Annotated in this window: 16 protein-coding genes; 14 read left to right on the forward strand and 2 right to left on the reverse strand. The window is 64.5% G+C overall.

The window, feature by feature from the left end; translation table 11 throughout:
* Positions 1-13: 13 nt before the first annotated feature.
* From ACSQ19_RS06340 to ACSQ19_RS06350, 3 genes are all read left to right on the forward strand, one after another.
* Positions 14-811, forward strand: coding sequence for a ParA family protein (locus tag ACSQ19_RS06340; RefSeq protein WP_436000694.1), 798 nt, complete (start codon positions 14-16; stop codon positions 809-811).
* Positions 811-1707 carry a ParB/RepB/Spo0J family partition protein gene (locus ACSQ19_RS06345; RefSeq protein WP_299345464.1) on the forward strand — a complete coding sequence of 299 codons (897 nt, stop codon included), beginning with the start codon at positions 811-813 and terminating at the stop codon, positions 1705-1707. The genes ACSQ19_RS06340 and ACSQ19_RS06345 overlap by 1 nt, the downstream gene beginning before the upstream one ends.
* 221 nt (positions 1708-1928) lie before the next feature.
* The gene (locus ACSQ19_RS06350; protein ID WP_436001119.1) at positions 1929-3644 is read left to right on the forward strand and encodes a DUF885 domain-containing protein; all 1716 of its coding nucleotides are present in this window, start codon (positions 1929-1931) and stop codon (positions 3642-3644) included.
* Here the strand turns inward: ACSQ19_RS06350 and ACSQ19_RS06355 are convergent.
* Together ACSQ19_RS06355 and dgcN are read right to left on the reverse strand one after the other, a co-directional pair.
* Complete coding sequence (locus tag ACSQ19_RS06355; protein WP_436000697.1) at positions 3635-4525, reverse strand: LysR family transcriptional regulator; 891 nt, start codon at positions 4523-4525, stop codon at positions 3635-3637. The genes ACSQ19_RS06350 and ACSQ19_RS06355 overlap by 10 nt on opposite strands.
* A 57-nt stretch (positions 4526-4582) precedes the next feature.
* Complete coding sequence (gene dgcN, locus ACSQ19_RS06360) at positions 4583-5611, reverse strand: N-acetyltransferase DgcN (RefSeq protein ID WP_436000699.1); 1029 nt, start codon at positions 5609-5611, stop codon at positions 4583-4585.
* A 349-nt stretch (positions 5612-5960) separates the two neighbouring features.
* Here dgcN and rpmB point away from each other — a divergent pair, with 349 nt between their 5' ends.
* The 11 genes from rpmB to ACSQ19_RS06415 all read left to right on the forward strand — a co-directional run bounded on the left by rpmB (position 5961) and on the right by ACSQ19_RS06415 (position 20526).
* Positions 5961-6197 (forward strand): 50S ribosomal protein L28, encoded by a 237-nt coding sequence (gene rpmB, locus ACSQ19_RS06365; protein ID WP_192273867.1) that lies wholly within the window; start codon positions 5961-5963, stop codon positions 6195-6197.
* 13 nt (positions 6198-6210) lie between these two features.
* Positions 6211-6375: a 50S ribosomal protein L33 gene (gene rpmG, locus ACSQ19_RS06370; RefSeq protein WP_027070918.1), complete on the forward strand. Its 165-nt coding sequence runs from the start codon at positions 6211-6213 to the stop codon at positions 6373-6375.
* Between the two features lie 253 nt (positions 6376-6628).
* Positions 6629-8038 (forward strand): cardiolipin synthase, encoded by a 1410-nt coding sequence (gene cls, locus ACSQ19_RS06375; protein WP_436000702.1) that lies wholly within the window; start codon positions 6629-6631, stop codon positions 8036-8038.
* 41 nt (positions 8039-8079) lie between these two features.
* Complete coding sequence (locus tag ACSQ19_RS06380) at positions 8080-9477, forward strand: FAD/NAD(P)-binding protein (RefSeq protein ID WP_436000704.1); 1398 nt, start codon at positions 8080-8082, stop codon at positions 9475-9477.
* 63 nt (positions 9478-9540) lie between these two features.
* Positions 9541-13011 carry a hybrid sensor histidine kinase/response regulator gene (locus ACSQ19_RS06385; RefSeq protein ID WP_296278877.1) on the forward strand — a complete coding sequence of 1157 codons (3471 nt, stop codon included), beginning with the start codon at positions 9541-9543 and terminating at the stop codon, positions 13009-13011.
* Positions 13012-17293: 4282 nt separating this feature from the next.
* Positions 17294-17578, forward strand: a complete 285-nt coding sequence (locus ACSQ19_RS06390) for a hypothetical protein (RefSeq protein ID WP_436000707.1) — start codon at positions 17294-17296, stop codon at positions 17576-17578.
* Between the two features lie 564 nt (positions 17579-18142).
* Positions 18143-18541, forward strand: a complete 399-nt coding sequence (locus tag ACSQ19_RS06395; protein WP_436000709.1) for a hypothetical protein — start codon at positions 18143-18145, stop codon at positions 18539-18541.
* A 75-nt stretch (positions 18542-18616) separates the two neighbouring features.
* The gene (locus tag ACSQ19_RS06400) at positions 18617-18853 is read left to right on the forward strand and encodes a hypothetical protein (RefSeq protein WP_436040771.1); all 237 of its coding nucleotides are present in this window, start codon (positions 18617-18619) and stop codon (positions 18851-18853) included.
* Positions 18854-18916: 63 nt separating this feature from the next.
* Positions 18917-19438 carry a hypothetical protein gene (locus ACSQ19_RS06405; protein ID WP_436000713.1) on the forward strand — a complete coding sequence of 174 codons (522 nt, stop codon included), beginning with the start codon at positions 18917-18919 and terminating at the stop codon, positions 19436-19438.
* Between the two features lie 58 nt (positions 19439-19496).
* The gene (locus tag ACSQ19_RS06410; protein WP_436000715.1) at positions 19497-19766 is read left to right on the forward strand and encodes a hypothetical protein; all 270 of its coding nucleotides are present in this window, start codon (positions 19497-19499) and stop codon (positions 19764-19766) included.
* Between the two features lie 67 nt (positions 19767-19833).
* Positions 19834-20526 (forward strand): hypothetical protein, encoded by a 693-nt coding sequence (locus ACSQ19_RS06415; protein WP_436000717.1) that lies wholly within the window; start codon positions 19834-19836, stop codon positions 20524-20526.
* The last annotated feature ends 91 nt before the right edge of the window (positions 20527-20617 follow it).

Consider the following 20617-nt stretch of genomic DNA (forward strand, 5'->3'; position numbering starts at 1 on the left):
AAGGCGCCCTCGCATGGCCCGCATCATCGCCGTCGCCAACCAGAAAGGCGGAGTCGGCAAGACCACCACCGCCGTGAACCTCGCCGCCGCGCTCGCCCGCGCGCCGCAGCGGGTGCTGCTGGTCGATCTGGATGCGCAAGGCAACGCGACGATGGGCAGCGGGGTGGACAAGCGCGAGGTGGAAGCATCCACCTGCGACGTGCTGCTGGGCGAGGTCGATGCCAAGGCAGCGGTGGTCACCACGGCCGAAGGCTTCGACCTGATGCCGGGCAACATCGACCTGACCGCGGCGGAAATCCAGCTGATGGATGCCGATGGCCGCGAGCAGCGCCTCAAGAGCGCGCTGCACCCCATCCGCGGCGACTACGACTTCATCATCATCGACTGCCCGCCCGCGCTGTCGCTTCTGACGCTCAATGCGCTGACCGCCGCCGACTCCGTGCTGGTGCCGATGCAGTGCGAGTACTACGCGCTGGAAGGCCTGTCCGCGCTGATGGAAACCATCGAGGCGCTGCGCGCGCGCCTGAACCCGGGCCTGGAGATCGAAGGCGTGCTGCGCACGATGTTCGACATCCGCAACAACCTGGCCAATGCCGTGTCCGGCGAACTGACCACCCATTTCGGCGACAAGGTGTTCCGCACCATCGTGCCGCGCAACGTGCGCGTGGCCGAGGCCCCCAGCCACGGACAGAGCATCGTCGGCTACGACCGCGCCTCGCGCGGTGGCGTGGCTTACCTGGGCCTGGCCGGCGAGATCCTCCGCCGCGCGGCCGACCGCAAGAAGCAACAGCAGCACATGGAGCACGCGTGATGAGCGCCCCGAAGAAGCGCGGCCTGGGTCGCGGACTGGAAGCCCTGCTCGGCCCGAAGGCCGCCGAGACGCCCCCGCCGGAAGCGCAGCCGGGCGAAGCGCTGCGCACGCTGCCGGTGCAGCAGCTGCAGCCGGGCAAGTACCAGCCGCGCATGCAGATGGACGCTTCCAAGCTCACCGAGCTGGCGGAGTCGATCAAGGCGCAGGGCGTCATCCAGCCGATCGTCGTGCGCGAGATTTCGGCGGGCAAGTTCGAGATCGTCGCCGGCGAACGCCGTTGGCGCGCCTCGCAGGAAGCCGGGCTGGCGGAAGTGCCGGTGGTCGTGCGCGAGCTCGACGACCGCACCGTCATCGCGATGGCGCTGATCGAGAACATCCAGCGCGAAGACCTCAATCCGCTGGAAGAGGCGCAATCGCTGCAGCGCCTGATCAACGAATTCTCGCTGACCCACGCCGAGGCCGCCGAAGCCGTCGGCCGTTCGCGCGCCGCGGTCTCCAACCTGCTGCGCCTGCTGGAACTGCCCCCGGCCATCCGCGCCCTGCTCGAAGCCCGTCGCCTGGAAATGGGCCACGCACGCGCCCTGCTGACGCTGTCGCCGGACCTGGCCAGCAAGCTGGCGTCCGACGCGGCCGAACAGGGCTGGTCGGTGCGCGAAGTCGAGCACCGCGCGCAGCAGTTCGCCGCCGGCAAGGTGCCGGTGAGCGGCAAGAAGGCCAAGCCCGCCAAGGCCGCGCCGCAGCCGGACATCGCCTCGCTGGAAACCGAACTGTCCGAAAGCCTCGGCACGCGCGTGACCATCGCGCACGGTCGCGGCGGCAAGGGCAAGCTGATCATCCAGTACACCGACCTGGACACGCTGGACGGCGTGCTGGAGCGGCTGCGCCCGAAGGGTTGAGGCTCAGGCTGTTGTGGGAAGGTGGGATGTGGGAGCGACGTAAGTCGCGATAGCGCTGAGCCTGATTCACCGACAAGCAAGAAGCTCGCGACTTACGTCGCTCCCACAACCGCAGGCCATGCGCTCCGGACGAGCAGATGGCCCCTGCATTACCATCCGGTTTCCGCTTCCACCGGATGTCCGCCTTGAAATTCCGTACCGCCGCCCTGCTGCTCGCCTGCATGCCCCTGCACGCGCTCGCCTTCGCTCCCTCCGACGCCGACAAGCGCTTCCAGGCGATCTACGAGAAGGAGTGGGCATGGCGCCAGGAACAGACCGGCCAGGCCGACGAAGACACCGACACCAGTGGCGACAAGCGTCGCCTGCCGGATGTCGACGCCCCGACGCAGCAGGCACGCCTGAAGGTGTGGGAGCAGGTGCTGAAGGACCTGGACGGTCTCGACGCGGGGGCGCTGTCCGCCGACAACCGCATCAACCTCGCGATCTACCGCCCGCAGGTGGAGAACCTGGCGGCGGAGGTGCGGCTGCGGGCGTACGAGATGCCGTTCAATTCCGACTCGTCGTTCTGGTCGAACCTGTCCTTCATGGCGCGCCGGCAGATGAAGTCCGCCGACGACTACCGCGCCTACGCCGCGCGGCTGCGCGATGTGCCGCGCCATTTCGACCAGCACATCGCCAACATGCGCAGCGGACTGAAGCGCGGCTTCACCGTGCCGCGCGCGGTGCTGGAGGGGCGCGACGTGTCGATTGCCGCGGTCGCCGAACAACGCGACCCCGAACAGTCCACCTTCTACGCGCCCTACAGGAAGATGCCAGCCAGCATTCCCGCGGCCGAGCAGGAAGCGTTGCGCAAGGAAGCGCGCGCGGCGATCAGCGAACAGGTCGTGCCCGCGTTCGGCACGCTGCTGACGTTCTTCCGTACCGAATACGTCCCGAAAGCGCGCACCACGCTGGCGGCGGAAGCGATGCCGGGCGGCAAGGATTTCTACGCGCAGCAGATCCGCGAATACACCACGCTGGACCTGACCGCCGAACAGATCCACGCGATCGGCCTGGAGGAAGTCGCGCGCATCCAGGCCGAGATGCAGGCGGTGATCAGGCAGACCGGCTTCAAGGGAACGTTCGCCGAATTCCTGACCTTCCTGCGCACCGATCCGCAGTTCTACGCGAAGACGCCGCAGCAGCTGCTAGACCGCGCGGCGTGGATTTCCAAGCGCGTGGACGGTGAAGTCGGCAAGTTCATCGGCACGCTGCCGCGCGGGCGCTTCACCATCGTCGAGGTGCCGGCCGACATCGCGCCGTTCTGGACCGCCGGCCGCGGCGGCCTGGGTACCTACTGGCTCAACACCTACGACCTGCCCTCGCGCCCGCTCTACAACCTGCCGGCGCTCACGCTGCACGAATCCTCGCCCGGCCACTCGCTGCAGGCGGCGCTGGCGCAGGAACAGGGCGAGCAGCCCGCCTTCCGCCGCGACAACTACATCTCCGCCTACGGCGAAGGCTGGGCGCTGTACACCGAGAAGCTGGGCAAGGAGATGGGCATCTACGAAACGCCGTACGAGGATTTCGGGCGCCTGACCTACGAGATGTGGCGCGCGGCGCGTCTGGTCATCGACACCGGCGTGCACCACAAGGGCTGGACGCGTGAGCAGGCCCTGGCCTACCTCCGCGACCACACCGCCCTGTCCGAGCACGAAGTCACCACCGAGGTCGACCGCTACATCTCCTGGCCCGCGCAGGCGCTGAGCTACAAGCTGGGCGAGATCACCATCGTCCGCCTGCGCGGCGAAGCCGAGCAGGCGCTGGGACCGGCGTTCGACATCAAGGCCTTCCACGACGCCGTGCTGAAGCAGGGATCGGTGACGCTGCCGGTGCTGGAGGAGCAGATCCGTGCCTGGACGCGCGAACGCAAGCAGGCGCTCGCCGCTCACCCGTAATCGCGCGCCAGCCGCTTCACGCTGTCGATGAAGTGCCGCTGCACCGGCATCGGCGGCTCGCCGTCGCGCAGCAGCGCGTGCAGCGTTACCGCCAGCGGCGGATCGAGCGGGCGGACCTGCACGGCGGGCCCCGCCGTTCGCGCGGTGAAGGCGTCCACCACGGCCACGCCATGCCCATCGGCGACCAGCGCGCGCGCCAGCGGGTACGTCTGCACGCGGATGCGCATGCGCGGCGGCGGTGCGAGATCCTGCAGGTGCTGGCGTACGGCACGCCCCAGGGCGTCCCTCACGTCCAGGCCGACCATCACCTGGCCGGCCAGGGCAGACCGCGGCAGTGGTTCGCGCATGGCGTCATCACTCCAGTAGCCGGGCGGTGCGATCGCGTGCGCGCGGCTTTCGCCCAATACGAGCTGGCGGATGCCGGGAACATGCACCGCCTGCAACGTCAGGCCGATGTCCGCATCGCGCAACCGCAGTGCATCGACGATCTCCCGCGTGTGCTGCGTCAGCAGTTGCACCTGGGCATCGGCATAGCGCGCCGACAATGCGCGCAGCGCAGACGGCAGCAGCGCCCCGGCCAGCGTCGGCGTGGCCACCACCCGCAACGCCGTACCGCCCGGCGCGACCACATTGCGGGCCAGGCGGTCGAGATCGGCCAGTTCGTCGCCGACACGCTCGATGTGCTCGCGCATCATCCGGCCCTGCGGCGTCAGCACCAGGCGTCCGTTCACGCGTTCGAACAACGCGAAGCCCAATCCCGTCTCGGCGTGCTGTAGCAACTTGCTGGCCGCCGGCTGCGAGATGTGCAGCAGGCGCGCGGCGCCGGTCAGGGTGCCCGCCTGCAGCAGCGCCTGGAACAGTTCGATATGGCGCAGGCGCATGCAGTCCCCTTCCCGGTGGCTCCCATCATACGTAGCCCCGACCCGCCTCCCCGGCGATCAGGCGGGCGGATAGAGCTCCAGCAACCGGTCCGCGATGCGCGCCACGCCGTCGGCGACAGGGTCCTGGCATGGCAGGCCGAAGCGCTTCTCGACGTGGGAACACAGGCTGGCCGCGTGTTCGCGCGACAGCCGCGACGTGTCCACCGCGATACCCGCCACCTGCACGCCCGGCGAGGTCAGGCGCGCCGCTTGCAGGTTCGCGGCGAGGCACTCCTCCAGCGCAGGCAGCGCGTAGTGGGGCAGGCCGCGCATGTGCTGGCGCGTGGGCTCGTGGCAGAGCACCAGCGCATGCGGCTGCGCGCCATGCAGCAAGCCCAGCGAAACACCAGCGAACGACGGGTGGAAGAGCGAACCCTGCCCTTCGATGAGATCCCAGCCACCATCGTCGCGTGCGGGGGAGACCCATTCCGCGCCGCCGGAAATGAAGTCGGCGACGACCGCGTCGATCGGCACGCCATGCCCGCCGGCAATGAAGATGCCGGTCTGCCCGGTGGCGCGGAAGTCCGCCGCGATGTTGCGCAACCGGAGTTCGCGTTCGATCGCCAGCGTGGTGTACATCTTGCCCACCGAGCAGTCGGTGCCGACGGTGAGCAGGCGCTTCCCGGCACGCAGCACGGCCTTGCCCACCTCGAGTGCCGGCGGGCGACGGGCATCGAACAGCACGCGTCCCAATCTGTCGGCCGCCTCCCGGATGCGCGGTTCGTCGGCCAGGCGCTGGTGCAGGCCCGAGGCCACATGAAGTCCCGCCTCCATCGCGGCCAGCACGGCCTCCACGGTATCGCCATCCATCACGCCGCCGGCATTGGCCACGCCGACCAACAGCGTCCGGGCGCCGGCGGCCCGCGCCTGCCCGACATCCAGGTCAGGCAGCCCGACGCTGGTCTTGCAGCGCGGTCCGCGGACCTGGCCCACGCACCAGGCCGGTCGCCAGTAGGCCAGGCCACGGGCGGTCTTGGCGGCCAGATCGTCCTGTGCGTTACCCAGGTAGAGCAGGTAAGGGGGTCCCCAGCTGGCGGACTCGGACATGCTCATTGCTCCTGGACACCGGCGGCTTCCGGCCCCGACACCGTAGCCAAGGGCGCCAGGGGCGGCCAATCGAAAACCGCGCGGGGTCCATAACCCCTGGTTGGGGTCGGCAGGCCGGCTACGCCAGCCGGCGGACCGCCGTAAGTGCTTGCGCGCAAAGGAGAACCCACGCATAATGCGCGGCTCGCTGCGTCCGGCATGTCCGGATCTGCGGCCGGAAACGCGATTCCGGCTTGGGTCAGCAGCGGTTTTCATGCCGTATCGCGTGGTGTCCGTCCTGCCCTGCAGGCCGTCCGCCGGGCCGCCGTCTCCCGGGCTATGGGCGACACAATTACTTATCGAGGTGCGTATGTCCCGCGTATGCCAAGTGACCGGCAAGCGTGTGATGACGGGTAACAACGTCAGCCACGCCAACAACAAGACTCGTCGTCGTTTCCTGCCCAACCTGCACGAGCGCCGTTTCTGGGTCGCCAGCGAGAACCGCTGGGTCAAGCTGAAAGTTTCCGCGCACGCGCTGCGCACCATCGACAAGAACGGCATCGATTCCGTTCTGGCCGAGCTGCGTGCCCGCGGCGAAAAGGTCTGAGGAGTAACTACACATGGCATCCAAGCGCGACAAGATCCGTCTGATCTCCTCGGCCAACACCGGCCACTTCTACACGACGGACAAGAACAAGAAGAACACCCCGGGCAAGATGGAAATCAAGAAGTACGACCCGGTCGTGCGCAAGCACGTGATCTACAAGGAAGGCAAGATCAAGTGACCTGTGGCGCGTTCGCGACGCGAACGCCTTTGCCGCCAGGTCATCCCCGCGAAAGCGGGGATCCAGCGCCTCTCAGAAAACCCCGCCTCGGCGGGGTTTTCTGTTTTCCGGCTTCGGCGAGCCAAAAGCTGCCCCTCATCCGTCCTTCGGGCACCTTCTCCCCGCATGCGGGGAGAAGGATTCCGTGGCGGGTTTTCTTTTAGCCGTCTGCCTGCCCAGAATCAGGCATCCCCTCCACGGACACCCGCCCCCCATGGACTGGTCCTACGGCACCGCGCTGCTGATCCTCGACTGGCTGATCCGCCTGGCGGCGCTGTGGTGGATTCCCAGCCGCACCACCCCGGCCGCCGCGCGCAGCTGGCTGCTGCTGGTCGGCTTCGTGCCGCTGCTCGGCCTGCCGCTGTACCTGCTGCTCGGCCACCCGTGGCTTTCGCGGGAACGCATCGAGCGGCAGGCGCGCGCATCGGACGTGATCCGCGAAGAACAGCGCCCCCTCAGCGCCCTGCGCTGGACTCCGCGCGAAGGCGCCGCCGCCGAAATGGCGCCCCTGATCGAACGCCAGGGCGCGTTCATGCCCACGCACGGCAATGCGGTCGCGCTGCTCGACGACTACGACGCTTCGCTGCGCGCCCTGCTGGACGACATCGATTCCGCCACGCAGCAGGTGCACCTGCTGTACTACCTGATGTTCGACGACGCAGTGGGCGAAGCGGTGACCGATGCGCTGTGCCGCGCCGCCGGGCGTGGCGTGACCTGTCGCCTGTTGCTCGATGCCGTCGGTGCCAAGCGCGGCCTGCGTGTCTACGCCGCGCGCCTGCGCACGGCCGGCGTGCAGGTGCACGCCATGCTGCCCGGCGGCCTGCAATGGCGCCGCAGTGGCCGCATGGACCTGCGCAACCATCGCAAGGTGGCGGTGATCGACAACGGCATCGGCTACGTGGGTTCGCAGAACCTTGCCGATGCCGTGTTCGTCGCCGGACACCCGAACCGCGAACTGGTGGCGCGCGTGCAGGGGCCCGTGGTGTCGCACCTGGAAGGGGTGTTCGCCAGCGACTGGTACATCGAGACGGGCGAGCGCCTGGCCGTCCAGCCCGACCTGTCGGTGCAGTCCGAGGACGTATCGACGCAGCTGCTGCCCAGCGGCCCGGCGTACCCGTTCGAGAATGCGCGCGACACCGTCAACGCGTTGATCCACCTCGCGCGTCGGCAGGTGGTCCTGACCACGCCGTACTTCGTTCCCGACGACGCGACCCTCAGCGCCCTGCGCATCGCGGCGCTGTCCGGCGTGGACGTACAGCTGGTCTTGTCGGCCACCAACAACCAGACGCTGACCGCGTGGGCGCAGCAGTCTTACTACGACGAGCTGCTCGCCTGCGGAGTAAAGATCGCGCTGTATCGCCCGCACTTCCTGCATGCCAAGCACCTGACGGTGGACGACGACATCGCGCTGGTCGGCTCGATCAACCTCGATATCCGTTCGTTCGCGCTCAACGCGGAGATCGGCCTGGTCTGCTATGACGCAGGCGTGGTCGCGCGCATCCGCGCGATCGAGGCCGAGTACCTGGCGCAGGCGGACGCGGTCGACCGCGATGCCTGGCGCCGTCGTCCCGGTTGGCAGCGCAGTCGAGAAGGCATCGCGCGGCTGGCGGACTCGCTGATGTAGCGGCGCGCGGACGTCATCGACCGTTCGCCTACAATGACGGCATGACATCCGAGACGAACCTTCCCCTGCCGCCCTGCGACCTGGCCATCATCGGCGGTGGCGCGGGTGGGGTGCTGGCGGCGATGCAGGCGCTGCGGCAGGCGACCACGCCGCTGCGCATCGTGATGATCGAACCGCGCGACGTGCTGGCGCAGGGCGTGGCCTATGCGACGACGCATGGCGAGCATGTCCTCAACGTACCTGCGGCGCGCATGAGTGCCTTCGACGACCGCCCCGAGGATTTCCTCGACCATGTCGTAGCCACCACGCCTGCCGGCGGCCCCGGTCGCCATGACCTGGCGCACGCGTTCATCGAACGGCGCCGCTACGGCGACTACCTGCGCACGCGCCTGCACGAGATGATCGCCGCCAGTCCGGCGTCGCTGCAGATCGTGCGGGACATCGTGTCCGAGCTCGACGCACGCGCCGACGGCGCGACGCTGCATCTGGCGGCACATGGCGCCCTGCTGGCCCGCGGCGTGGTGATGGCGGTCGGCAACACGCCCAAGCCGCTGCCGGCGCGCGGTGCACCGCAGCTGCCGGAAGGCCGCTCGCTGGCGGCGTGGGACTTCGACGCGGTGAAGGCCCTTCCGACCGATGCCGAGGTCTGCATCATCGGTTCCGGCCTGAGCATGGTGGACACCGTGCTGAGCCTGGCCGACAACGGCCACGCGGGACCGGTCCACGTGCTGTCCCGGCATGCGCTGCTGCCGCTGCCGCACTGCCATGGCGGCGCGGCGACGTTCGACCCCGCCCCGCTGCAGGCCCTCGACCTGCGTGGTCGCCTGCGCTTCCTGCGCCAGGCCGCGCGACAGGCTGTCGCCGATGGCCTGCCCTGGCAGGCCGTGATGGAGCGCATCCGCCCCCATGGCCAGGCGCTGTGGCAATCGATGTCCACGGACGACCAGCGGCGTTTCCTGCGCCATGTGGTGCGCCAGTGGGACGTGCACCGCCATCGCATCGCGCCGGAGGTGCACGCCATGCTGCAGGCGCTGCTCGACCGCGGCCAGCTGCGTCTCCACCGCGGACGGTTGGACACGGTGATGAACGAAGGCCGCCGGCTGCGCGTGACCACGCACACCCGCGACGGCCGCACCGACGAATTCGATGTCGACTACGTCGTCAACGCCACCGGCGTGGAGATGCGCGCCCAGACCATGCGCAATCCCCTGCTGCACGACCTGCTCGGCAAGGGCCATGCGCAGCCGGGGCCGCACGGCATCGGGCTGAAAGCGGCGCGCGACGGCCGCATGGTGGACGCCGACGGCCACGTGCAGCCGCGCATCTTCATCCTCGGCAGCCTGCGTATCGGCTGCGTCTGGGAAAGCATCGCCATCCCCGAACTGCGCGGGCAGGCCGAGACCGCCGTGCGCGAACTGCTGTCGCCGACAGCATCCTGATCCGCCGCCGCGCCACCCGGCAGCCGGTACACTCGGCGGCGGGTTGAGCGCCGGGAGAGGGCGTTGGTTTCCAGCTGGATCCTGCTGTTGGTGTCGATCGGCTATGCCGCGCTGCTGTTCGGCGTGGCGTGGTGGGGCGACCGCCGCCCGATGTACCCGGACCGCCCGTGGCTGCGCCCGGTGGTCTACAGCCTGGCGCTGGCGGTCTACTGCTCGTCATGGACCTTCTACGGCGCGGTCGGCAGCGCGGTGCGCAATGGTCTGGGCTACCTGCCGATCTACCTGGGCCCGATCCTGCTGCTGCTGTTCGGCTGGCGCATCATCGAGCGGCTGGCGTTGATCGCGCGCAGCGAGAACACGGTCTCCATCGCGGACTTCATTTCCTCCCGCTACGGCCGCTCGCGCCGGCTGGCCGCGCTGGTCACGGTGATCGCGCTGATCGGCGTGGTGCCTTACCTCGCGCTGCAGTACAAGGCCGTCGCGATGAGCCTGAGCGTGCTGAGCGGCGAAGGCGGCGACAGTGCGCATGGCTTCTTCACCGACCCCGCGCTGTACGTCGCACTGTTGATGGCGCTGTTCGCCGCCCTGTTCGGCACGCGCCAGGTCGATGCCACCGAACATCACCACGGCATGATGCTGGCGATCTCGCTGGAATCGGTGGTCAAGCTGGTGGCGATGATCTCCGTCGGCGTGTTCGCCTATCTGTGGCTGGACGACAACGCCTTCCGTGTCACCAATTCGGCACGCACGCTGTTCGAGAATGCGCCGCCGGTGGGCTTCATCGCGCAGACGCTGCTCGGCTTCCTCGCCATCGTCTGCCTGCCGCGCCAGTTCCACGTGGCGGTGGTGGAATGCAGCGACGTGGGCGACATCCGCAAGGCCCGCTGGCTGTTCGGTGCCTACCTGGTGCTGTTCTCGCTGATGGTCATTCCGGTGGCGGCCGCCGGAGCCTCGCTTTTCGGCGGCACCAGCGTGGCCGACGACAGCTACGTGCTGGCGCTGCCGCTGGCGGAAGGCCGCACCGCGCTGGCGATCATCGCGTACGTGGGCGGCTTCTCGGCGGCCACGGGCATGGTGATCGTGGCGAGCATCGCGCTCGCGACGATGGTCAGCAACGACCTGATCATGCCCGTGCTGCTGCGGCGCGGCTGGGCGGACCACCATGCCGAAGCCGACGTCGCCTCGCGCGTGCTGTGGATCCGCCGCGTGACGATCCTGCTGCTCGCGCTGACGGCGTATTCGTACTACCGCAGCAGCAGCAACGACAGCACGCTGGCGTCGTATGGCCTGATGGCCTTCGCCGCCGTCGCGCAGTTCGCGCCGGGCCTGATCGGCGGGCTGTACTGGCGCGGTGCCAGCCGCCGCGGCGTGGAAGTCGGCATGGTGCTCGGCTTCGCCACGTGGATCTACACCCTGCTGCTGCCGACGATGACGCAAGCCGGTTGGTTCGATGTGCTCTGGCTGCACGACGGTCCGTTCGGCATCCGCTGGCTGCGCCCGCAACAACTGTTCGGCCTGAGCGGCTGGGACACGCTGACGCACGGGACGTTCTGGTCGCTGCTGGTCAACACCGGCGCGATGATGATCGTCTCCGCGCGCTCGCGCCCCGGGGTGGACGAGCGCCTGCGCGCCGCGCCCTTCCTCGACCCCTACGCGCAACGCCCCGCCCTGGTGGCCGGCGAGTGGCCGGGCAGCGTGCGCATCGGCGACCTGCGCACACTGGCCGAGCGCGTCGTCGGCGAACGCCATGCGCGCCGTGCGTTCGCGGAACAGGCGCACCTGCTCGATCGCGACCTGCAACCCAACGCCCCCGCGGACCGTGCCTGGGTGCAGTTCACCGAACGCCTGCTCGCGGCCGCCATCGGCGCGGCGTCGGCGCGCATCGTGCTGACCAGCGTGCTGCGCGGATCGGGCATGGAACTGGGCGAAGTGGTGGCGGTCCTCGACCAGGCCGGACAGGAACTGCGCTTCAACCGTGAAATCCTGTCGACCACGCTGGAGAACATCAGCGCAGGCGTGAGCGTCGTCGACCCCGACATGCGGCTGGTGGCCTGGAACCGCCGCTACCAGCAGATGTTTGGCTACCCCGATGGCATGCTCTACGTTGGCCGTCCCGTCGCCGACCTGATCCGCTACAACGCCGAGCGCGGCGAGCTGGGCGATGGCGATATCGACGCGCAGATCAACAAGCGCATCCGCTACATGCGCGCCGGTTCCCCGCACATCTTCGAGCGCGTGCGCGCCGATGGCCAGGTCATCGAGATGCGCGGCCAGCCGCTGCCGGGTGGCGGCTACGTGACCAGCTACAACGACATCACCGACTTCAAGCATGCCGAAGCGCTGCTGCTGGAGACCAACGAAACCCTCGAGCAGCGTGTCGCCGAGCGTAGCGAGGCGGCCGAACATGCTCAGCAATCCCGCACGCGCTTCCTGGCCGCGATCAGCCACGACGTGCTGCAACCGCTGAACGCCGCGCGCCTGTTCGTCAGCGCCCTGCGCGACAGCGAACAGGGCAGCGACGCGCAGGCACAGGAGCGGCAGCACCTGGCCGAGCGCGTGGATGCATCGCTGCGCGCCGCCGAGGAACTGCTGGATGGCCTGCTGGATGTCTCCCGCCTCGATGCCGGCGGCCTGCACACGCAGATCACCGATTTCGACGCCGGCGAACTGCTGCGTGAACTCGCGGCGCAGTACGCCCCGGTCGCCGCCGGGCGCGGACTGGCGCTCCGCGTCCACGCGCGCGCGATTCCCGTGCGCAGCGACCGACGCCTGTTGCGCCGCGTGCTGCAGAATTTCCTCGCCAACGCCCTGCGCTATACCCGTGCTGGCCGCATCGTTATCGGCATGCGCGCTCGTGGCGACCGCATCGCGTTGCAGGTGTGGGACACGGGACCCGGCATCCCCGAGAACCACATGCGGCAGATCTACGACGAGTTCCACCGCTACCAGCAACCCTTCGACTGGGGTGAGCGCGGACTGGGACTGGGCCTGTCGATCTGCCAGCGCATCTCACGCCTGCTGCAGCACGAACTGGACGCGCGCAGCACCGTGGATCGCGGCAGCATGTTCTCGATCATCGTCCCCCGCGGCGCGCACGTCGTCGAACGTCGCAGCACACGACGCGCTGCCTTGGGCAGCGATTCGCTCGCCGGACTGCGCGTGCTCTGCGTCGACAACGACCGCGAGATCATCGACGGCATGCAGGCCCTGCTCGGCCGCTGGCAGGCAGAGGTCATCACCGCAACGACCGTCGACGAAGCCTTGCAGAAGATCGCCGAAGGCCCGACCGTGATGCTGGTGGACTACCACCTGCACGACCGCCTCGACGGCCTAGCCACCCTCGACGCCCTGCGCGCCGCCAGCCCCGGCCCCATCGCCGGCGCCCTGCTCACCGCCGACGGCCGCGACGAACTCAAGCGCGAAGCCCGCGAACGCGGCTACCGCCTGCTGACCAAACCCGTGAAGCCCGCCTCCCTGCGCGCCTTCCTCGCCGCCCACCACGTACCGGATGCACCGCCCTCGCCCGATAACTGAATCGACTCATGCGAATGGTGACCATGAATCGACACGTGGAACGCACGGATGACAGTCAGCACGCGATCTACACCGTCCCCCGCCGGTCGCCTCATGCATTCATCCAGCCTGCTATCACCAGATGGAGGCCCTGATAATCCCGAACCTCCTCGCTTCTGCCTGATAACACGGGTGCCTCAGGGATGCGGTTCTCGCTGCAAAGGCGGCGAAGCGCTTGTCCGGCAAACCCCAGCCCTCGTTGACGACCATTCCGCTTGGCTGAATACTCGGCGCTATTACCCCGGAATGGGGTCTACTAGGTGTTATACGTGGGTGGGGCTTTGGTCGTTGTCGGCTTCGGTTGCCAGTCGGTCACGCGGTGGCCGCGGCTTCGGTGCTGATCGATTGTTGATACAAGACAGCCGGGCTTGTTCTTCTGGCTTCGCTTCAATCGGCTTCGGACGCATCGTTCTCGCGTCGCGCGGCCTCCGGACGATCTCCCGGCTTGCGGACCGGCGTCGCTCTCGGCTTCGGTCTTGACGGGCCCCACCCTGCTACGGGCTGGCGGCGAGTGATTTCCTGCTCCCGGATGCTGCGGGCCCGTTGCAGGCCGCAGGCTTCGGGCTTACCTTGGCGCATAACTATTCGTTCAAGCCGAACCCGCTTCGCGGGTCGGCTTAACTCAAGGTGTTAGGCGGCAATGAACCTTCCCCATATCCTACGGAGGCTCTTCTCATCGCCGATCTTCTTCGTTGCTCTTGGTTACACAGCAGCGATTGCCTCACTGCTTGCGCAAGACGCCGTGCTTCGAGGTGACCTGATTCCCGGCAGCACAGCCAGCGACTTGCTAGCAAGCACTATTGTTCCCCTCACCTTCGTTGGGCCCGCGATCGGAGCCAGACTTGGAGTTCGCAACCTCTTCGAGAGCCGGAGACTGGGAGAGAGCGTTCTTGGTCTGCTGGCGTCGTCGCCCCTTCTGCTTCTGTGGGCTCTAGCACTTGTGCGGTGGATTCGCTATGGCATGCTTGCCGCCTAACAATTCATTCAAGCCGAACCCGCTTCGCGGGTCGGCTTAATTCTGGTGTTAGGGCCCATGGAAAGACTTCCACCGCGTCTACAGGGATTCATCGAGGGATTGTCTTCCGTCTCTCGAATGACATTCCCTTATGGCGGGCTGCAATTGTCCCGCACATATTTTGGCGACTCAGTTGATCGCCTCCCGGATTCCGACAAGCCGGAGCCGGACGATCGGCTCCTGGAGTATTTCGCTTGCACCTTCGGAGACACCGCCAGGCAAAACCCAAGGGATGCTATTCCCGTTGTTGAGTCTCTCTTCAACCTCATACGGGAGACGTTCCCTGACTGCTCTATTCATACTCAAATAACTGAGCGCAACGGCTGGTTCGAGGACCTAGAGATGTGGATTACCTCGCCCACCCAGAGGGCATACTTACAGCTGGACTGGAGTGTCAGCTGATGGGCCCTAACAATTCATTCAAGCCGAACCCGCTTCGCGGGTCGGCTTAATTCGGGCGTTAGGCCGCAGTGACAGAGACGCGCACATCCCACCTAGAAGACCTTCTTCACTTCAGCCGCCCTCTCGCTGACGTGACCCATGATCTATCGGCCTTTTCCTGGGACTCGGAGGAGGAGTTGGTCACCTTGGAGTCGGGGCACATCTCGGCCATTCTCGGTCGGTTCCTAGCGGGTGATATTTCAGATGCTGACGTAGAGGCCTGGGCCAATGCTATTGAGTGCCGTGAGGACATCGGCTTTCCCCAGCCCTCGCCGGTCGCTGAGGCAATCTGGGAGCTAGCCAACCCCTTGATCACCCGCCCACTCACGAGGCAATCTGCTGGCGAGCTGGTTGCAACGTTACATCGCGCTGCAGCCTAACAATTCATTCAAGCCGAACCCGCTTCGCGGGTCGGCTTAATTCCGGTGTTAGGGCGCATGAGACAGGACATCGCAATCGAGCGGTTTAGAGCATTGGCGACTGAGGTCGTACAGGAGCTGGAGGTTGCCGTAAGCACAGGCGACTCACGCTACTTCAACGCCGAGATTGCGCTTCGTAACGTTCGGGAGTGGCTCAACCGGGCCAATGCTGGCACTTTGGCAGACTCATATCGCCCCTCCTTCGGCATCAGCAAGTCAGACTTGATGTTTGGGCCAGTAGAGGACCGCATGTACGAGCTTGAGCGACTCTACGCAGACCATATCTTGGACGCTCCTCGGTATGCGCCCTAACAATTCATTCAAGCCGAACCCGCTTCGCGGGTCGGCTTAATTCTGGTGTTAGGCCAATGAAGAGACTCTTTCTTTACTTGACTCGTTTGGCCACGATCATCATGGCAATGGCGGCAATTGTTCTGTCCCTCCCTCCGATCGCGAGCCTGTACTTCATCTTGTTCGAAGGAGCCCAGCCAGGAGACAGCCTTTCTCCAGAGGGTCTTGTGCTTCCGCTGTACCTGTCGCTAGCTTTGCTTACTCTTGTTGTCGGCTTGCTCTGGGGCGCTTACGTGGCTGATCGCTTTGCGGTTTCAAGACTGCGAGCATTGGCCTAACAATTCATTCAAGCCGAACCCGCTTCGCGGGTCGGCTTAATTCCGGTGTTAGCGCCCATGAAGCGAGCTCTTCTGCTACTGATGTTGCCAGCCGGATGTACCAGCTACGCGCCAGCCTCATTGGATACAGATTTAAGCGCGCGTGACGACAGCACCTTGCAGATTTCCGGCACACCGATCTTCAGTGACCTCGGAGAGTCGCTTCTATACCTCTGTCCAGCCGGTCACGCCGGCGACCCGACAGGCAGCTGCCTCGACGTCGTTGCCCCAGTTACGCTCGTGGCCAAATTGCGCAACTCCGCCACCCATTGCATTGCAGTATCTGGCAAGTTCATTGCATTTGGACCGGACCGAGTCGGGCTGGGCAACTACCGCAGTGAAATTGGCTATATTGAGACCACGCACGCAGTTCCCTGTCATGGGCGCTAACAATTCATTCAAGCCGAACCCGCTTCGCGGGTCGGCTTAATTCTGGTGTTAGGCCGCATGAAGAGCATCGTGGCAAACTCCTCTATAACCTTCGGCATAGCCGTTCTTGTCTACGCGCTGGCTTGGATCCTAGGTCTGCTTCCCGTTGATTTCGTGCTCCCCTCCGACGGCCAGGCTCACTCTCAGTCTTGGCGTGCCGTTCCGACGGTGTCGCAAAGTGCTGGTTACCTTCCGTACGCTCTCGCGACTGTCGGGTTGGCGATCCTTGTTGCGGGACTAGCTCTTCGTCGTCGGCTGCGCAACACTGCGGCCTAACAATTCATTCAAGCCGAACTTGTCCGCTGACGCGGCCAAGTCGGCTTAATTCCGGTGTTAGGTGCCATGGGAAAGGTTGCCCGCAACTGGATTGAGCACACCCAGGACTGGCGCGACGAGCCGATGGCCTACTGGGTTCACCTGGAACTAGACGGTGCCGCATGGCGCGCGTCCGAGTCATACAGCCCACCGGCACCTAGGGCCGAGGGCCGCAGCGGCTATCCTGTACTTTGCATCGAGTCACAGGGCTTCACTTTCCGCTTCTCTTCCGCCGCACAGCTTGCCGAGTGTGTAGATGTCCTTGGGCGCAAGCCCCTTCCTACGTCGCGCCGCCTATCCGCTGTTCGTGGTGGCGGGCATGGGCCCAACAGTCATTGGCTTAGCCGCTTGCCAGGCCATATAAAGTCTCCCAAGATTCGACAACGTGCTGTGGAGGATCTCCGCTCAGTGATCTCGGCCATGGCACCTAACAATTCATTCAAGCCGAACCCGCTTCGCGGGTCGGCTTAATTCTGGTGTTATGCCCCATTCCTCAGACCGCCTCAAACTGTTGATTCAATCAAACGCCGAGGAGGTCGCGCGGTTGCACGCGCGCGTGCACGAGACATTCGCGCAGCGGGATCGCAGCCCTGACAAACGCCACGAGTGGGAGTGCGCCTGCGAGATCTTCCACTCCAGATACAACGAACTGGCATTCCCCGGCGGCTTTGAGGGGGCGCTGGGCCGCATCGTGGCTGGTGACCCAGAGTCTATGGAGGCTGCCATCTGCTTCCTTGAGCTTCGTCCCTATTTCTTCCGGTCTGGCTATATGTTTGAGTCCATACTCCGCAGGGCCAAGCGTGCGCCACTCTCCCAGGAGCAGGTCGCTAGGCTGCAGCACGTCATTCAAGCCTTGGCTGCATGGCGCTCTAAAAGGGCCACCGCAAATGGGGCATAACAATTCATTCAAGCCGAACCCGCTTCGCGGGTCGGCTTAATTCTGGTGTTAGGTGCCCATGCCACTCTTCCGTTGCTCAATCTGTGGCGAGAACTTTCCTGGCAAGCTTCTAGATCAAGAGGATTTGGTTGGGTTCTACACTACGCGGTTCGTAGAGGCGGATACACCAGAGCAGGCTGAGTTGGCGGTTCTTGAGCTCCTACGCAGTGATGCGAGCCTTGAGCTTCCACCGGAGTACCGGAGCCAAGACGCAAAGGTGTACTTTGAGGACATTGACGAAGTTCCCATGGACACGGAGAGAGCTCTCGATGCTGGATTTGTCTTCTTCACAATGGGCACCTAACAATTCATTCAAGCCGAACCCGCTTCGCGGGTCGGCTTAATTCTGGTGTTAGCGGGCAATGGGCAGACTCCCTCGACTAGCAGTGTGTGCAGCGGCCGCAATTCTCTCAGGCTGCACCAATGATGTACTGGACGCGTCCTACGCCACACAAGCCGAGGCAGTGGCCGCTGGCGCTGTACAGCGCGGGTGGATTCCCGCCTGGGTGCCGCTCGAGGCTAGGGACCTCCGGGAAGTACACAGCGTCGATACAAACGAGAGCGCTCTCTTGTTCACTCTTCCCGTCGGGCTCAATTGGAGGCCCCCTACTTCGTGTCGGGATGCAGATGCAGGTGAGTTCTCTGAGCCAGCATTCTCCCGGGATTGGATGCCCGAGCTAGGGGCCGGTTATAACTACTACAGTTGCCCCAGTCCCACCGCGGCGACCGGCTCGGTGCCGATCATTGCAGCGGTAGCAGTACAACAAGGCGGGCAGCAGGTGCTGCATTGGCGCGTCTTTGCCCGCTAACAATTCATTCAAGCCGAACCCGCTTCGCGGGTCGGCTTAATTCAGGTGTTAGGGCGCATATGAAACTTATAGCAATCGGAGCCATCGCCTTCTCAGCATCACTTGCTCCGATCAGTGTCTTGGCCGGAGAGATTTCGCTCAAGTCGGATGTAGAAACCTGTGAGAGCGAGATCCCTGAGGACAAGGCTGCTGTTGTGCAGGCAAGCCGCGTCGGCGACATGGTCACCTTGGACGTTACGGCAGAGCTAAATTGCGCTCATGTCCCGGACAAACCTGAGCTAAGGGTGTGGCGCAGCGCAGCGACGGTTTCCTTATCGACAAAATCTCCTTCTGAAGCTGCCGCAACGTGCCTCTGCACGCACAAGCTGTCGTTTGAGATTAGGGATTTGTACGAGGGCGTCCAAACCATCTACTACGTCCAAGACGGCACGTCGCTTGGTCACGCGGATGCGCCCTAACAATTCATTCAAGCCGAACCCGCTTCGCGGGTCGGCTTAACTCAGGCGTTAGGCGTCATGGAGAAGCAGCCTCGCATGCGTAAGCTTAGCGACCCGGAGTTTCAGCGTACCCTCACTCTAGAACAGGCGTACATGCTGCTTATTCAATTTGTCGAGCAATACAATGCTCGCGGCGAGAGCAGCACGCTGGACTTGCTTGGAGACCTTTCTTTGACCGTCTGGGGCGATGGCGGTAGCGGGGATCCAGCTCAACTTTCGGACTTCCTTAGTGTTGCAGAGCGGGTGTTGGGGCCGGTCGGCCATAACGCCTAACAATTCATTCAAGCCGAACCCGCTTCGCGGGTCGGCTTAATTCTGGTGTTAGGCGCTTTATCAATGTCCATTTCTGAACAGACATTTCAACTACAAGTTCGCTCGAGTCTTTCGCAGCTCGATACGTTACTCATTCCAGTCCTGAGCTCCCTTGTCACGCATAAGTACCCGGATCAGGTCGTCGCGCTAGATTTTGAAATCTTCAGTGATGGGTTCACCTCGGAGTTCCCGGTACGGGCTTTTTTCCTTGATGAAAAAAACTGTGAGTTCTTTGTCTATGTTGACGGACAAGCCACATATCCAAGCCCGGTTGATTCGGCCCTAATTAATATTGACTGCGTCTATCCAGCAGACCTCGAGGACCAACTAGAGTCTGAGAGCCCTGATAGCGATCCTTGGCATATCGCTACTACAGAGCTCTTAGATTGGTTCTTCTCCTGCTGGCAAAAGGTCGGAGGACAGGGCTTTCCTCTAGCGGCCACCATCGCGCACCATGACTCCACCTCAGAGCTCAACCTGATTACCGGCAAGACACAACGTCGAGGACTAGCCTTTGCGACTCAACAGCAGCGTGGCAGCGCCTAACAATTCATTCAAGCCGAACCCGCTTCGCGGGTCGGCTTAATTCCGGTGTTAGGCATCTATGGAAGACATCACAACGACCGACGCAAACGGAAAAACCATACGTATCGGCAACCTCGTCAGAGTCGTCGACCTGCAGATGGAGCTGTTCGACTTCCTTGAGCCCAATGAGATCGAGGACATTAAATCCATGATTGGTGAGACATTTCCCGTAGAGGAGATATCCTCTTCCGGCCTGGCAACAGTGACAAAGTGGTTCAACCGTGGGCCTGGCCAGCACGAGTCGCATACCTTGTGCATTCCTCAGGGACAGTTTGAGCTCGTCGGCTAGATGCCTAACAATTCATTCAAGCCGAACCCGCTTCGCGGGTCGGCTTAATTCCGGTGTTAGGCTGCACATGAAGATCATCGCAAGACTAGCCATTCTTACTGTCGTGATCGCAGCAGCCTTGGGCTGCGACTCGGATGTCGATGCATTTCCGGAGGGAACAATGAGAGTCGGCGGGTTAGAACCAATCTCTGTTGATGGTAAGCAGTACTTCTTTGCTTACAATTTCACTTCGGATCGCGTTCTTACATCACTGTTTACTAGCGACGAGGCTGCCGCGGACTACGCGGCCTCACACCTTGTGCAACGAGATGGGCGGCACGACCGGAATTACTGGATACAGCAAGCGCGGGACGCGCTGCGCGACCCGAGCCTAACGGACCCGCCGGGCCAAGCTGTCTCGCTCAAGCCATTCAGGGACGCTCTCCATAACCTGCGGCAAGACAAGACAACTGGCCGCACTCTCCCCGATTTAGTGATACCCGAGTATCTCGGATACTTGCTTGAGATGAATTGTGAGTGGCCCGACGCCCCCATCCCATCTGAGATTGAGCAAGCTGCTGTACGCTTGGGACTCGCAGCTGATGACACAAGTCCCTGGCTAGAGGAGTCGACATCCATCCTCACCGGAAAATCGGCTACTCCGAGCGAGGGGGCCTTCCAGGATGCCGCGTCAGTCTTCATCTGGTATTTCGACACCTTGCTCCGCAACCAAAGGCATGGTTGGTCTCACCAACTTGGGCTCACCCCGGGTGCAGCCTAACAATTCATTCAAGCCGAACCCGCTTCGCGGGTCGGCTTAATTCTGGCGTTAGGGCTCATGAGACAGGCATTGGCGCTACCGTTAGCAACCA

This window comes from Pseudoxanthomonas sp. LjRoot127 (assembly GCF_964253495.1).
Taxonomy (GTDB): Bacteria; Pseudomonadota; Gammaproteobacteria; order Xanthomonadales; family Xanthomonadaceae; genus Pseudoxanthomonas_A.

Bases quoted from the DNA above. Each gene is read 5' to 3' on its own strand.
- ACSQ19_RS06415 (WP_436000717.1), top strand. From the start codon at position 19,834: ATGAAGATCATCGCAAGACTAGCCATTCTTACTGTCGTGATCGCAGCA.
- ACSQ19_RS06400 (WP_436040771.1), top strand. From the start codon at position 18,617: ATGCGTAAGCTTAGCGACCCGGAGTTTCAGCGTACCCTCACTCTAGAA.
- ACSQ19_RS06410 (WP_436000715.1), top strand. From the start codon at position 19,497: ATGGAAGACATCACAACGACCGACGCAAACGGAAAAACCATACGTATC.
- rpmG (WP_027070918.1), top strand. From the start codon at position 6,211: ATGGCATCCAAGCGCGACAAGATCCGTCTGATCTCCTCGGCCAACACC.
- dgcN (WP_436000699.1), bottom strand. From the start codon at position 5,611: ATGTCCGAGTCCGCCAGCTGGGGACCCCCTTACCTGCTCTACCTGGGT.
- ACSQ19_RS06395 (WP_436000709.1), top strand. From the start codon at position 18,143: ATGAAACTTATAGCAATCGGAGCCATCGCCTTCTCAGCATCACTTGCT.
- ACSQ19_RS06405 (WP_436000713.1), top strand. From the start codon at position 18,917: ATGTCCATTTCTGAACAGACATTTCAACTACAAGTTCGCTCGAGTCTT.
- ACSQ19_RS06350 (WP_436001119.1), top strand. From the start codon at position 1,929: ATGCCCCTGCACGCGCTCGCCTTCGCTCCCTCCGACGCCGACAAGCGC.
- ACSQ19_RS06390 (WP_436000707.1), top strand. From the start codon at position 17,294: ATGCCACTCTTCCGTTGCTCAATCTGTGGCGAGAACTTTCCTGGCAAG.
- ACSQ19_RS06345 (WP_299345464.1), top strand. From the start codon at position 811: ATGAGCGCCCCGAAGAAGCGCGGCCTGGGTCGCGGACTGGAAGCCCTG.
- rpmB (WP_192273867.1), top strand. From the start codon at position 5,961: ATGTCCCGCGTATGCCAAGTGACCGGCAAGCGTGTGATGACGGGTAAC.
- cls (WP_436000702.1), top strand. From the start codon at position 6,629: ATGGACTGGTCCTACGGCACCGCGCTGCTGATCCTCGACTGGCTGATC.
- ACSQ19_RS06340 (WP_436000694.1), top strand. From the start codon at position 14: ATGGCCCGCATCATCGCCGTCGCCAACCAGAAAGGCGGAGTCGGCAAG.
- ACSQ19_RS06380 (WP_436000704.1), top strand. From the start codon at position 8,080: ATGACATCCGAGACGAACCTTCCCCTGCCGCCCTGCGACCTGGCCATC.
- ACSQ19_RS06355 (WP_436000697.1), bottom strand. From the start codon at position 4,525: ATGCGCCTGCGCCATATCGAACTGTTCCAGGCGCTGCTGCAGGCGGGC.